The following is an 11987-nucleotide window of genomic DNA, read 5'->3' on the forward strand; positions in this document are numbered from 1 at the left end:
TGGCTATGTAATGCCCCATCCGGGCGGGCAGGTTGCCGGCCCCTCGAGTTTTCCAAGGGAGACCCCTTTGAACAACGCGCGTAACATCGCCTTCTGGGTCGTGCTGTTCCTTCTGATCCTTGCTCTGTTCAACCTGATCTCGGGCGGTCAGTCGACTATGGCGACGGGCACCGTCAGCTATTCCGACTTCGTCGAAAGGGTCGAGCGCGGCGACGTCACCAACGCTACCCTAGATGGCGAGCGGGTGATCTTTCGCGGGGCCGACAACCGCGACTACGTCACCATTCAGCCCGAAGGGGCGACGACGGACCAGCTTCTGCTCGACAACGACGTGAGCTTCGCGGCCAAGCCGCAGGAGCAGTCGGGCTTCGTCACAATCCTGATGACTTTCCTGCCGTTCCTGCTGCTGATCGGCGTCTGGATCTACTTCATGAACCGGATGCAGGGCGGCGGGCGCGGCGGTGCCATGGGCTTTGGCAAGTCGCGCGCCAAGCTTCTGACTGAGAAGCACGGGCGCGTCACCTTCGACGACGTGGCCGGCATCGACGAGGCCAAGGAAGAGCTGGAAGAGATCGTGGAATTCCTGCGCAACCCGCAGAAGTTCTCGCGCCTCGGCGGCAAGATTCCGAAAGGCGCACTGCTGGTCGGTCCTCCGGGTACCGGTAAGACCCTGCTGGCCCGCGCGATTGCGGGTGAGGCGGGCGTGCCCTTCTTCACCATCTCGGGCTCGGACTTCGTCGAGATGTTCGTGGGCGTCGGTGCATCCCGCGTCCGCGACATGTTCGAACAGGCCAAGAAGAACGCGCCCTGCATCGTCTTCATCGACGAGATCGACGCCGTGGGCCGGTCGCGTGGCGTGGGCTATGGCGGCGGCAACGACGAGCGCGAGCAGACGCTGAACCAGCTCCTGGTCGAGATGGACGGCTTCGAGGCGAACGAGGGCATCATCATCGTCGCCGCGACCAACCGTCCCGACGTGCTGGACCCGGCACTCCTGCGCCCCGGCCGGTTCGACCGGCAGGTTCAGGTGCCGAACCCCGACATCAAGGGCCGCGAGAAGATCCTGGGCGTCCATGCGCGCAAGGTTCCCTTGGGGCCGGACGTCGACCTACGCATCATCGCGCGGGGGACCCCGGGTTTCTCGGGCGCCGACCTCGCCAACCTGGTGAACGAGTCGGCACTGATGGCTGCGCGCGTCGGCAGGCGTTTCGTGGTGATGGAGGATTTCGAGAACGCCAAGGACAAGGTGATGATGGGCGCCGAGCGGCGGTCCATGGTGATGAGCGAGGAAGAGAAGAAGCTGACCGCCTATCACGAGGCAGGTCACGCCATCGTCGGTCTCACCGTCCCGCAGCACGATCCTATCCACAAGGCCACGATCATCCCGCGCGGTCGCGCGCTTGGTCTCGTCCTGTCGCTGCCGGAACGCGATCAGCTCAGCCACACGATCACCGCGCTTCGGTCGAAGATCGCGATGGCCATGGGTGGACGCGTGGCCGAGGAGCTGGTGTTCGGAAACGAGAACGTCACCAACGGTGCGGCCTCGGACATCCAGCAGGTGACGCGGATCGCCGAGGCGATGGTGACTCAGTTCGGCATGAGCTCGGACCTTGGCAACGTCGCTTACGTCGACAATCGGCAGGACTTCCTTGGTGCCGGCACATCGCGCCGGAACATCTCGGGCGAAAGTGCGCTGATGATCGACAACGAGATCCGGCGGCTTGTCGACGAGGGTTATGAGACCGCGAAGCGGATCCTGATAGAGCGCCGTGATGACCTCGAGCGGTTGGCGGAAGGCCTTTTGGAGTACGAGACGCTGACGGGCGACGAGATCACGCGCGTCATCCGCGGCGAGCCGTTGAACAAGGGCGACGCCGACGACACCGACCGACCGTCGAGTGGCGGCGCGTCCAGCGTCACCGCCATCCCGAAGACGAAGCCGCGCAAGAAGCCGGGCGCGGAGGGTTCGCTGGAACCCGAACCGACCGTCTGACGCTCCAAAACGTGCATTTCCTTGAAGCCCCGCCAAGTGCGGGGCTTCTTCGTTTGGGGAAGGGGTGTCGTCTTGCGATCGGCGGTCTAGGGTGTGGCGCGAACGAGACTGACCGAGAGACCGACATGCCTGCCCTTATCCCGACCGAGTACACCTGCGAAATCGTCTGGCTTGGTCTCGTCCCGCCGGGTGCACCGCGCGACATCGAGGCAAATCCGGTAGAGGCGCTGGATTTGACATTCGCGGGAGCGGTCGGGGACCGTCACACGGGCGAACTGAGGCCGTCCTGTTCGCGCGTGACGCGGCAGTATCCGAAGGGCACGCTGATCCGGAACACGCGGCAGATCTCGGTCGTGGCGGAGGAGGAGCTTGCCCTTATCGCCGAGCGGATCGGCACCGATGTCCTCGACCCGGGCTGGATCGGCGCGACGATGTCCGTGCGGGGGCTGCCCGACTTCAGCCACGTCCCGCCCTCGGCGCGTCTTCAGGGCGAGACGGGTGGGGCGACCATGACCGTCGACATGCAGAACCGGCCCTGCGGGCTTGCGGGCAAGGGTGTCGACCGGGCGCGACCGGGACACGGAAAGGGGTTCAATGCCGCCGCGCGCGGATTGCGGGGCATCACCACCTGGGTCGAGCGCGAGGGCAGGGTGACCGTCGGCGAGATCCTGCGTCTGCACGTTCCCGACCAGCGCGGCTGGCAGCCCTAGCTCCCTGCGCGCTTCGGTCACTGGACAGCCCCGCCGCCTTGTGGCCAAAAGGTCCGACCGGACGGAGGAGGACCCATGGGCGCGACTATCATCGACGGCAAGGCTTTTGCAGCAAAGGTGCGCGAGAAGGTCGCGACCCATGTCGCGCGGCTGGTGGACGAGCATGGCATCACACCGGGTCTCGCGGTCGTCCTCGTCGGAGAGGATCCGGCGAGCCAGGTCTATGTCCGCTCCAAGGGCAAGGCCACGACCGAGGCTGGAATGAAATCGGTCGAGCATCGGCTTGACCCCTCCACGTCCGAGGCGGACCTGCTGGCGCTGATCCGCGACTTGAACGCCGATGAGACGATCCACGGCATCCTTGTGCAGCTTCCGCTTCCGAAGCACCTGGACGAGGACCTTGTCATCAACTCCATCGACCCGGCGAAGGACGTGGACGGCTTCCACATCTCGAACGTGGGGCTTCTCGGCACGGGGCAGAAGAGCATGGTGCCCTGCACGCCGCTCGGCTGCCTGATGATGCTGAGGGAACATCTCGGTTCGCTGTCGGGGCTGAACGCGGTGGTCATCGGGCGCTCGAACATCGTGGGCAAGCCGATGGCGCAGCTTCTTCTGGGGGACAGCTGCACGGTCACGATCGCGCACAGTCGGACGAAGGACCTTCCGGGCGTCGTGCGGGGTGCCGACATCGTCGTGGCCGCCGTGGGTCGGCCCGAGATGGTGCCCGGCGACTGGATCAAGCCGGGGGCGACGGTCATCGACGTCGGCATCAACCGAGTCGACGGCGACGCTGGCAAGACGCGGCTTGTCGGCGACTGCTACTATGCCTCCTGCGAGAAAGTGGCGGGCGCGATCACGCCGGTCCCCGGGGGCGTCGGGCCGATGACCATCGCGTGCCTCCTGGCCAATACGGTGACCGCCTGTTGCCGATCGCACGGTCTGGCGGAGCCCGAGGGGCTGACGGCCTGAACGGATGTCGTGGAACAAATCAGCGTGAGGACGGTTAGCCCACGACAAACTCCAGAGGGGCACTCATGAACCGCATCATCTATCTCGTCGGTCTCGTCGTCGTCGTCATCATCATTCTCAGCCTGCTTGGCCTCACCTGAGGTCAGAGGGCGTCAGAACCGCCGACGGGGATCATGGTCCCCTGAAGAAGGGCGACGGGTTTCCGTCCCAGCGACCTCAGAAAAGACCTCGGCCTGGACGACGGTGAGCCGTCGTCCGGCCCGCACGACGCGGCCTTCCGAGAAGAGCCGGTCGCCGAGTGCAGGGCGCAGGAGGTTGATCTTCATCTCAACCGTCACGATCTCGTCCTCAGGATCGAATAGCGTCAGAGCCGCATAGCCTGCCGCGCTGTCGCCTATGGCGAAGGTCAGTGCCGCATGCGCCGCGCCCTGCTGTTGAAGGCTGCCGGGCAGGATGGGCGCAGAGATGAACGCCGTCCCCTCTCCAAGCTCCAGGAGTTCCGCTCCGAGCGTCTGCATCATTGTCTGACGCGCGAAGGACGCGCGGATCTTCGCTTCGATCTCGGGCGCGAGGCTCACGCCGCCCTCGGGACGGGAACCGTCAGCACCCGGCGGCCGGTCAGGTAGGCGAGGGCGCGATCGGCAAAGAGCGTCCGCAGGACCGGGGCCGTCCAGTCAAGACCGCCCGTATAGCACCCGTAGGCGGGCAGGATCAGCCGACCCTCGTCCGCCATGAAGCAGGGCCGAGACCCGCCCTGGAGTTTCGCCTTGGGGTGATAGTGGCCCGAGATTTCGCCTGCTCCCGCTTCTCGCGTCGCGATGTGACGGAAGGTGATCGGGCCAATGGAGAAGTCCGCGAGGTGCTCGCCCTTGAAGTCGAGGGGACCGGGATCGTGGTTGCCCTCGAGCCAGAGCCAGCGCCGCCCGGCCTGAAGCGCGCGCAGGGCGTCGCGGGCGTTATCGTCCAGCGCCTCGCCGGCCATAAGGTCGTCGAAGCTGTCGCCCAGGCAAAGCACCGTCCGCGCCGAGATGGCCTGCAGGTCGGAGGCCAGACGCGTCAGAGTCTCGACGGTGTCGTAGGGCGGCAAAAGCGTGCCGCCCCGTCGGGCGATGCGCTCGGACTTGCCCAGGTGAAGATCGGACACCACGAGCAGACTTTCGGACGGCCACCACAGTGCACCCGAGGGAAGTGCGGTCAGGGTCTGTCCCACGAAAGCGAAGGTCACCGAGTTCATGCTTCGTTCCTAGGCCTGCTGCGCGCGTCGCGCAAGTCTTGACCTTGAGCGCCCCGACTGCAAGGTGGCGCGCCATGACCGATCCCCAAGAACCCTGCGCGCCCCGGCGTAACTTCTACGGCCGCATCAAGGGCAAGACGCTCCGAGACTCGCAGAAGCGCGACCTTGCCGACCTCGACTCGCTGTCGCCCGGCCCGGTCAGCCGCGACGTGAACCCCGAACGGTTGCCCCTGGACCTTGATGCGCTCTTCGGAGGGCGTCCGGTCTGGCTGGAGATCGGCTTCGGCGGGGGTGAGCACCTGGTTCATCAGGCGTCGCTTCATCCGGAGGCGGGGATCATCGGGGCCGAGCCTTACATCAACGGTGTTGCCATGCTGCTGGGCAAGATCCGCAAGCTGGGCACGGACAATGTCCGCGTTCATCCGGGAGATGCGCGCGACCTGATGGACGTGCTGTCCGAGGCGTCCGTGTCGAAGGCGTTCCTGCTCTATCCCGATCCCTGGCCAAAGCAGAGACATCACCGCCGTCGCTTCGTGACGGCCGAGTATCTGGAGCCTCTGCACCGCACGCTGAAACCGGGCGCCGAGTTCCGTATCGCGACCGACATTCCAGGCTACGTCAAACAGGCGCTGAAGGAGGTGCCGAAGGCCGGGTTCGAGAGGGTGGGCGACGGCGAGGACAGCAAAGCCTGGGATGACTGGATCTCGACGCGCTATGAGCAGAAGGCGATGCGCGAGGGTCGGTCGCCGCATTACCTCACCTTTCGCCGCCTCTGAGCCGATGGACGGCCTGCGGCGTCTGCGCTAACAGGACGGCGCAACGAGGGGAGACGCCCATGTCTGGACATGGACAGCCAAGGCCGCTGACCGCGCGCAAATCGCCGCCGCTGAAGGGCGAGGCGAAGGTGCCGGGCGACAAGTCGATCAGCCACCGCGCGCTGATCCTGGGCGCGCTGTCTGTCGGCGAGACGAAGGTGCGCGGGCTTCTGGAAGGCGAGGACGTGCTCGCCACCGCCGCCGCGATGCGGGCCTTCGGGGCCGAGGTCACGCGTGGTGCGGACGGCGAGTGGTCGATCCATGGCGTGGGCACAGGTGGTTTCGCGGAGCCCTCGGACGTGATCGACTGCGGCAACGCCGGAACGGGCGTCCGGCTCATCATGGGGGCGATGGCCACGACTCCGATCACGGCGACGTTTACCGGCGACGCCTCCTTGCGCTCGCGACCCATGGGACGGGTGACGGACCCGCTGGCGCTGTTCGGCACGGCCTCTTACGGGCGGCGTGGTGGCAAGCTTCCGATGACGCTGGTGGGTGCGGCCGACCCGGTTCCGGTGCGCTACACGCTTCCGATGGCTTCGGCCCAGGTGAAGTCGGCGGTCTTGCTTGCCGGCCTCAATGCGCCCGGCGAAACGGTCGTCGTCGAAGGCGAGGCGACGCGCGACCATACCGAGCGGATGTTGCGCGGCTTCGGCGCCGATGTCCGGGTCGAGGAGACGTCGGAGGGCCGCGTTATCACGCTGAAGGGCCAGCCGGAGCTTCGGCCGCAGTCGATCGACGTGCCGCGCGATCCCTCGTCGGCCGCCTTCCCCGTTTGCGCAGCTCTGATCGTCGAGGGTTCTGATGTCCTCGTGCCGAACATCGGGCTCAACCCCACGCGCGCGGGGCTGTTCGAGACGCTGCGCGACATGGGGGCGGACCTGACCTACGAGAACGTGCGCGACGAGGGCGGCGAACCCGTGGCCGACATCCGCGCGCGCTTCTCGCCCGACATGCAGGGCATCTCGGTGCCCGAGGACCGGGCGGCGTCGATGATCGACGAGTATCCGATCCTGTCGGTCGTCGCCGCGAACGCGCGGGGAAGGACCGAGATGCGCGGCGTGAAGGAACTGCGCGTCAAGGAAAGCGACCGGATCGACGCGATGGCGAAAGGCCTGCGCGCCAACGGCGTGTCGGTCGACGAGGGTGACGACTGGTGGACGGTGGAGGGCCGTGGGCCGGGTGGCGTGCCGGGTGGAGCGACCGTTGCGGCGCAGCTGGATCACCGCATCGCCATGTCGTTCCTCTGCCTCGGGATGGCGTCGGCGAAGCCCGTCACGGTGGACGACGCCAGCCCCATCGCGACGTCCTTCCCGATCTTCGAGACGCTGATGACGGGCCTCGGCGCCGATCTGGCTGAGGGCCATCCGGCGTAACGGGTCACACCGGCTCCTGCCTTTGCGGGGCCGTCTCGTTTCGCATGACGGCGCCGATGCGCCCGGTCGTCGCCTGTCACTGCACCCAATGCCGCAAGACGAGCGGCTGTCACGTAGCCGCCACGTCCGCCGCCCGCGAGGCCGTCGAGGTGACGGGAGGCGTCGCGTGGTTCCAGTCCTCGGACAGGGCGCGGCGCGGGTTCTGCCCGGTCTGCGGGTCGAACCTGTTCTGGGACGGGGCGGGGGCAAACCTGTCGATCATGGCCGGCACGGTCGACGCTCCGACGGGGCTGACGCTGGCAGGGCACATCTTCTGCGCGGACAAGGGCGACTACTACGAGGTCGCCGACGGCCTCCCTCAGACCCTGGGCGCGGATCCGACGCTGACGACGCAGGTGCCGCTTTAACGGTCGCGCAACTGACGCCGCAGGATCTTGCCCGAGGCGGTCTTGGGGATCGCATCGATGAAGGTCACCTCGGCAGGGATCTTGTAGGACACGAGACGCCCGTCGAGTGCCGCGCGGATGTCGTCCGGCGAGGCCTCGGAGCCAGGGGCGCGGACGACGAAGGCTACCGGCACCTCGCCCGCCTCGTCGTCGCGCTTGCCGAGGACGGCGCAGTCCGCCACGTCCGGCAGTTCGAGAAGCGCGGCTTCCACTTCGGCCGGGGCGACCTGGAAGCCCTTGTACTTGATGAGCTCCTTCAGGCGGTCGCGGATCCACAACTCGCCGTCGTTGTCGATCAGCCCCAGGTCGCCGGTGCGGAGCCAGCCATCCTCGGTGATCGTCTCGGCGGTGGCCTTGGGGTTGTTGTGGTAGCCTCTCATCACCTGCGGGCCGCGAATCCAGAGTTCTCCTTCCTCGTTCGGACCCCGGTCCTTCTGCGTCTCGGGATCGACGATGCGGCAGTCGGTCGAGGGCGCGGCGACGCCGGCCGCACCGGGCTTGGCGCCCTCGACGGCGGCGACGTGCGAAATGGGCGACAGCTCGGTCATGCCGTAGGCCTGCACACCCTGTGCGCCGATCCGGTCGCGGACGGCGTTCATCAGCGTCTCGTCCGCCGGGGCGGCGGCGGAGAAGACCCACTTCACGGAGGACAGGTCGTAGTCGTCGACCGTCGGGTGCTTGGCGAGAGCGATCGCGACGGGCGGAACGCCCCAGATGCGGGGGGTCCTGTACTCCTGCACCAGTTCGAGAAAGCGTTTGAGGTCGAAGCGAGGCAGGGTGACGATGTTCGCGCCCCTTGCGAGGTAGACGTTCATCAGGAGCGTCTGGCCGTAGATGTGGAAGAACGGCAGGAAAGCCACCGTCCATTCGCCGGGCTGGACCGACAGGCAGCCGAGCGACTGGTCGACGTTGGTGGAGATATTGCGGTGCGACAGCATCACGCCCTTGGGCAGCCCGGTGGTGCCCGAGGAATAGGGCAGGGCGACGACGTGGGTGTCGAGGTCGACCTCGGCCTGCGCGGCGCGCGGCGCGCCCAGGAAGGCGTCGATCGGCGTCGCGCCCTCGGCTTCGGCGTCGCCCAGGGTGAGGATCCGGCGGATGCCGGTGCCCTTCGCGGCCTCCGTCGCGGTGGCGAGAAAGTCGGGGTGGACGACGAGAAGCGAGGCGCCGCTGTCGGTGAGTTGGTAGTTCAGTTCGCGCGCCGTGTAGGTCGGGTTCGCCGTGGTGACGGTGCCGCCGGCGAAGGCGGTGCCGTGGAAGACGACGGGGTAGTCGGGGTGGTTGGTCGACATGATGGCGACCGTTTCGCGTGCGAAACCGTTCTCTTCCAGCCCGCCGGCGAAGCGACGGATGCGATCCATGAGGGCGGAGGCGGTCAGGCTGCGACCCGTGACGCCACAGACGATCACCGTCTCGTCGGGGCGCGACTCGAGACCCTGGAACACGCGGTCGGTCACGGTCATGTCGCTTGGCGCGATGCGCGGATAGCGGCTTTCGAAAATCATGGTGTCCTCCCCGACCCATCCTCGTCGGGAACCTTATCAAGTTCAGATCAGGAGGGAAGCGGCGCCTTCGAGCCGGAGGAGAGCGACCTTGGTTTCAATTCCGCCCGGAGCGGAGAAACCTCCGAGATTCCCGGTGCCTAGCACGCGGTGGCAGGGGATCAGGACGGGCAGGGGATTGGCGCCGCAGGCCTGTCCCGCCGCCTGCGGGCTGATGTTGAGATCGCGGGCGAGGTCGCCGTAGGTGCGGGTCTCGCCGAAGGGGATGGCGCGAAGGGCGTCGAGGAAGCGGACCTGCGAGGGCGAGACCTCAGGCGCGAGGGGCAGGTCGAAGGCGGTGAGGAAGCGGGCGAAGTAGGCGGCGAGCTGGCGTTCGGCCTCATGCAGCAGGGGCGTGCCGTCCGAGCCGCCATCGCCCCAGGAGAGGGCAGTGAGGCAGTCGCCCTCTTGCGACAGGGCGAGCGGGCCGAAGGGGCTGGGAACGGTTCGGGACGGCATGGGCGAATGCTGCACCTGCGGGGCGGCGGGCGCAACGGGGCAAGAAAAGGGCGGTCTGCGAGGCGTCTGCAAGGTGTCGGCAAAGTGTATGGCACGTCGCAGGGCGGCGCTCAGGCGAGGGCGAGGCGGACGGGTCCCTTCGCGGCGAGGGGATCGACAGGCGCGCCGCCCTGCGTCGCGACGAGGGGGAGCGTGGCAGCGACACGGCGGACGTGGTCCATGAGCGGCCGCCAATCGTCCGACAGGCGACGCGCGGCTTCGGAGGGGCAGAAGGTCGCCTGCCTCCCCCGCTCGAGGGCGAGGGTCATCAGGGCTTCGGCGATACGGTCGTCGTCGGGCGGGCTGAACATGCGCGTAAACCTAGACCGGAGTGGCGGATTGACATGCAGGTAAATACCTGCATATTGAGATCTCAGAAACGATGGAGCCGATGGACGACGACAAGGTCTTCAAGGCGCTGGGCGATCCGACGCGGCGGAAGTTGCTGGACCTGCTCTGCGAGACGAACGGGCAGACGCTGGGCGAGCTTTGCGGGCACCTCGACATGGCCCGTCAATCCGTCACCCAGCACCTGGGCCTTCTCGAGGAGGCCAGCCTCGTCACCACCGTCCGCCGCGGCCGTGAGAAGCTGCACTTCATCAACCCGGTGCCTCTGCACGAGGTCTACGAGCGCTGGGTCCGCAAGTTCGAGGTGCAGCGGCTGAGCCTGCTGCACGCCCTGAAACAGCATCTGGAGGAGGACGGGACATGACCGCCGCACAGACCGAATTCGTCTATGTCACCTATATCCGCGCGACACCCGAGAAGGTGTTCGACGCCATCGTCAATCCCGCCGTGGCGCGGCTGTACTGGGGGCACGAGAACGTCTCGGACTGGACGCCGGGTGCGCGGTGGGAGCATGTCCGTGCGAACGACGCGCGCGCCGTCGAACTGGTGGGCGAGGTGCTGGAAATCGACGCACCGAAGCGGCTGGTGATGAGCTGGGCCAACGCCTCGCAGGAGGGCGATGCGGAGAAGACCAGCCGCGTCGCCTTCGACATCGAACCCTACGACGGCATGGTGCGGCTGACCGTGACGCACGACAGGCTGGAAGCGGGCGGCGGCATGTTCAACGGGATCTCGAAGGGATGGCCGATCGTGCTGTCCTCGATGAAGTCTTACCTTGAGAGCGGCGAGGCGATCGACATCTTCGCCAAGCCGACGGCGGCGTGAGGAGGTTGCCCGGATGACCGACCACCGAACCGGAGGCTGCGCTTGCGGCGAGATCAGGTACGAGGCGAGGGGAGAGCCCGTGGCGCAGCTTCACTGCCAGTGCGCCCAGTGCCGCAAGCGAACCGGGACCGGGCATGGATCCTACCTTGCCTTCATGGGCGGGGTGACGGTGACGGGAACGCCGAAGACGTTCCGCGAGATCGCCGACAGCGGGCGCGAGAAGGTGCAGAACTTCTGCGGGACCTGCGGGTCGCCCGTGTTCGTCACCGCTCCCGCGATGCCCGACCTGAAGGCGATCCATGCCGCGAGCCTGGACGATCCGGTGGCGTTCGCTCCGGCCTTCGTCACCTTCGCCTCGACGGCCCTGCCGTGGGACAGGATGGACGAGGGGCTGACGCAGTTTGCGGGGATGCCGCCGGGGTGAGGCGTCAGCCGACCTGCCGGGCGACGAACCATTGCGTGCCGTCGGGGGAGCGGAAGCCGCCCCGGCGGTCGCCGTCGCCCTTCTCGGACATCGGCTGGATCACCTCGGCCCCGGCGTCGAGCGCGCGGGCGAAGGCGGCGTCGGGGTCGGGGACGTAGAGATGCAGCATGGCGGGCGGACCCTCGGCCTCGCCCATCATCAGGACGGTGTCGCCGATGCGGCACTCGGCGTGCATGATGCCGCCGCCGTCGCGGGCCATGACGCGCAGGCGTGTCGCGTCGAAGACGCGCTCGGCGAAGGAGAGCACCGCCTCGGCGTCGGGGACGAGGAGGTAGGGGGCGAGGTCGGTGTAGCCGGCGGGTTTGTAGGTCATGGCCACTTCTAGCAGGGTTCGGCGGAGAGGCGGTGGATTTCCGCCCCTCCGTCTTGGTCAGCCTCCGACCGGCTTGTAGGCGCCGCTGGCCTTGCCGGCCTTCTTCATGGCCTTCATCGCCTCTTTCGCGGTCATGAGCTTCGTCGTCGAACCGCCGGACATGACACCCGAGGCGCCGATGATGAGGGCGCCGGCCGCCATCGTCTCGTCGTCCGGGGCCTCGATCAGGGCGATGATGTCGTCCTGGCCGAAGCAGAAGAACAGGTTGTGGAGCTTTCCGCCAAGCGCCTCGATCAACTTCCGCGCGGCTGCCTCGCGGTCGTCGGGTTCCGCAACAAGGGATTTGATGGACGCCGTCGTGTAGCGCCCCGTGAACATGTAGAACGGCATTCGAGTTCCTCCCTCGCCCGAGAGGCCGGGCGCAAGACGCGCTGA

Annotated in this window: 15 protein-coding genes and 1 pseudogene; 9 read left to right on the forward strand and 7 right to left on the reverse strand. The window is 67.2% G+C overall.

From position 1 onward, the window contains the following. Window positions 1-67: 67 nt before the first annotated feature. The 3 genes from ftsH to folD all read left to right on the forward strand — a co-directional run bounded on the left by ftsH (window position 68) and on the right by folD (window position 3672). Window positions 68-1993 (forward strand): ATP-dependent zinc metalloprotease FtsH, encoded by a 1926-nt coding sequence (gene ftsH / locus C8D95_RS02750; protein WP_109757589.1) that lies wholly within the window; start codon window positions 68-70, stop codon window positions 1991-1993. Window positions 1994-2118: 125 nt separating this feature from the next. Continuing rightward, window positions 2119-2703 carry an MOSC domain-containing protein gene (locus C8D95_RS02755; protein ID WP_109757590.1) on the forward strand — a complete coding sequence of 195 codons (585 nt, stop codon included), beginning with the start codon at window positions 2119-2121 and terminating at the stop codon, window positions 2701-2703. Window positions 2704-2778: 75 nt separating this feature from the next. Next, window positions 2779-3672 (forward strand): bifunctional methylenetetrahydrofolate dehydrogenase/methenyltetrahydrofolate cyclohydrolase FolD, encoded by an 894-nt coding sequence (gene folD, locus C8D95_RS02760; protein WP_109757591.1) that lies wholly within the window; start codon window positions 2779-2781, stop codon window positions 3670-3672. A 152-nt stretch (window positions 3673-3824) separates the two neighbouring features. On the opposite strand, the gene C8D95_RS02765 is transcribed toward folD, so the two are convergent. Together C8D95_RS02765 and pdeM are read right to left on the reverse strand one after the other, a co-directional pair. After that, window positions 3825-4250 carry a PaaI family thioesterase gene (locus C8D95_RS02765; protein WP_338143049.1) on the reverse strand — a complete coding sequence of 142 codons (426 nt, stop codon included), beginning with the start codon at window positions 4248-4250 and terminating at the stop codon, window positions 3825-3827. After that, window positions 4247-4906, reverse strand: a complete 660-nt coding sequence (gene pdeM, locus C8D95_RS02770; protein ID WP_109757592.1) for a ligase-associated DNA damage response endonuclease PdeM — start codon at window positions 4904-4906, stop codon at window positions 4247-4249. The genes C8D95_RS02765 and pdeM overlap by 4 nt, the downstream gene beginning before the upstream one ends. Window positions 4907-4980: 74 nt before the next feature. Here pdeM and trmB point away from each other — a divergent pair, with 74 nt between their 5' ends. From trmB to C8D95_RS02785, 3 genes and pseudogenes are all read left to right on the forward strand, one after another. Then, window positions 4981-5682, forward strand: a complete 702-nt coding sequence (gene trmB / locus C8D95_RS02775; protein ID WP_109757593.1) for a tRNA (guanosine(46)-N7)-methyltransferase TrmB — start codon at window positions 4981-4983, stop codon at window positions 5680-5682. Between the two features lie 59 nt (window positions 5683-5741). After that, the gene (gene aroA / locus C8D95_RS02780; protein ID WP_109757594.1) at window positions 5742-7097 is read left to right on the forward strand and encodes a 3-phosphoshikimate 1-carboxyvinyltransferase; all 1356 of its coding nucleotides are present in this window, start codon (window positions 5742-5744) and stop codon (window positions 7095-7097) included. A gap of 17 nt (window positions 7098-7114) precedes the next feature. Next, window positions 7115-7504, forward strand: a pseudogene (locus tag C8D95_RS02785) (GFA family protein); the annotation flags it as partial. Here the strand turns inward: C8D95_RS02785 and C8D95_RS02790 are convergent. The 3 genes from C8D95_RS02790 to C8D95_RS02800 form a co-directional block, all read right to left on the reverse strand. After that, complete coding sequence (locus tag C8D95_RS02790; protein ID WP_109757596.1) at window positions 7501-9048, reverse strand: acyl--CoA ligase; 1548 nt, start codon at window positions 9046-9048, stop codon at window positions 7501-7503. The pseudogene C8D95_RS02785 and the gene C8D95_RS02790 overlap by 4 nt on opposite strands. A gap of 42 nt (window positions 9049-9090) precedes the next feature. Further along, window positions 9091-9543 (reverse strand): methylated-DNA--[protein]-cysteine S-methyltransferase, encoded by a 453-nt coding sequence (locus C8D95_RS02795; protein WP_109757597.1) that lies wholly within the window; start codon window positions 9541-9543, stop codon window positions 9091-9093. Window positions 9544-9653: 110 nt separating this feature from the next. Further along, a complete protein-coding gene (locus tag C8D95_RS02800) occupies window positions 9654-9893 on the reverse strand; it encodes a DUF3253 domain-containing protein (RefSeq protein ID WP_109757598.1) in 240 nt (79 codons plus the stop codon). Window positions 9894-9964: 71 nt separating this feature from the next. Here C8D95_RS02800 and C8D95_RS02805 point away from each other — a divergent pair, with 71 nt between their 5' ends. The 3 genes from C8D95_RS02805 to C8D95_RS02815 are packed head-to-tail and all read left to right on the forward strand — an operon-like array spanning window position 9965 to window position 11179. Beyond that, window positions 9965-10294 (forward strand): ArsR/SmtB family transcription factor, encoded by a 330-nt coding sequence (locus tag C8D95_RS02805; protein WP_249033303.1) that lies wholly within the window; start codon window positions 9965-9967, stop codon window positions 10292-10294. Continuing rightward, window positions 10291-10755: an SRPBCC family protein gene (locus C8D95_RS02810; protein ID WP_109757600.1), complete on the forward strand. Its 465-nt coding sequence runs from the start codon at window positions 10291-10293 to the stop codon at window positions 10753-10755. Before C8D95_RS02805 ends, C8D95_RS02810 begins: the two co-directional genes overlap by 4 nt. A 13-nt stretch (window positions 10756-10768) precedes the next feature. Continuing rightward, entirely contained in the window at window positions 10769-11179 is a 411-nt protein-coding gene (locus C8D95_RS02815; RefSeq protein WP_109757601.1) for a GFA family protein, read from the forward strand. A gap of 4 nt (window positions 11180-11183) precedes the next feature. Here the strand turns inward: C8D95_RS02815 and C8D95_RS02820 are convergent, their stop codons facing one another. Together C8D95_RS02820 and C8D95_RS02825 are read right to left on the reverse strand one after the other, a co-directional pair. Beyond that, window positions 11184-11552, reverse strand: a complete 369-nt coding sequence (locus C8D95_RS02820) for a VOC family protein (protein WP_109757958.1) — start codon at window positions 11550-11552, stop codon at window positions 11184-11186. A gap of 57 nt (window positions 11553-11609) precedes the next feature. After that, complete coding sequence (locus C8D95_RS02825; RefSeq protein WP_109757602.1) at window positions 11610-11942, reverse strand: GYD domain-containing protein; 333 nt, start codon at window positions 11940-11942, stop codon at window positions 11610-11612. Between the last annotated feature and the right edge of the window lie 45 nt (window positions 11943-11987).

Origin of the sequence: Silicimonas algicola, assembly GCF_003148765.1 — a bacterium.
Lineage (GTDB): Bacteria > Pseudomonadota > Alphaproteobacteria > Rhodobacterales > Rhodobacteraceae > Silicimonas > Silicimonas algicola.

Coding starts and splice junctions, on each gene's coding strand:
- C8D95_RS02805 (WP_249033303.1), top strand. CDS start 9,965: ATGGAGCCGATGGACGACGACAAGGTCTTCAAGGCGCTGGGCGATCCG.
- C8D95_RS02810 (WP_109757600.1), top strand. CDS start 10,291: ATGACCGCCGCACAGACCGAATTCGTCTATGTCACCTATATCCGCGCG.
- C8D95_RS02795 (WP_109757597.1), bottom strand. CDS start 9,543: ATGCCGTCCCGAACCGTTCCCAGCCCCTTCGGCCCGCTCGCCCTGTCG.
- folD (WP_109757591.1), top strand. CDS start 2,779: ATGGGCGCGACTATCATCGACGGCAAGGCTTTTGCAGCAAAGGTGCGC.
- trmB (WP_109757593.1), top strand. CDS start 4,981: ATGACCGATCCCCAAGAACCCTGCGCGCCCCGGCGTAACTTCTACGGC.
- C8D95_RS02825 (WP_109757602.1), bottom strand. CDS start 11,942: ATGCCGTTCTACATGTTCACGGGGCGCTACACGACGGCGTCCATCAAA.
- C8D95_RS02755 (WP_109757590.1), top strand. CDS start 2,119: ATGCCTGCCCTTATCCCGACCGAGTACACCTGCGAAATCGTCTGGCTT.
- C8D95_RS02790 (WP_109757596.1), bottom strand. CDS start 9,048: ATGATTTTCGAAAGCCGCTATCCGCGCATCGCGCCAAGCGACATGACC.
- C8D95_RS02800 (WP_109757598.1), bottom strand. CDS start 9,893: ATGTTCAGCCCGCCCGACGACGACCGTATCGCCGAAGCCCTGATGACC.
- C8D95_RS02815 (WP_109757601.1), top strand. CDS start 10,769: ATGACCGACCACCGAACCGGAGGCTGCGCTTGCGGCGAGATCAGGTAC.
- aroA (WP_109757594.1), top strand. CDS start 5,742: ATGTCTGGACATGGACAGCCAAGGCCGCTGACCGCGCGCAAATCGCCG.
- pdeM (WP_109757592.1), bottom strand. CDS start 4,906: ATGAACTCGGTGACCTTCGCTTTCGTGGGACAGACCCTGACCGCACTT.
- C8D95_RS02820 (WP_109757958.1), bottom strand. CDS start 11,552: ATGACCTACAAACCCGCCGGCTACACCGACCTCGCCCCCTACCTCCTC.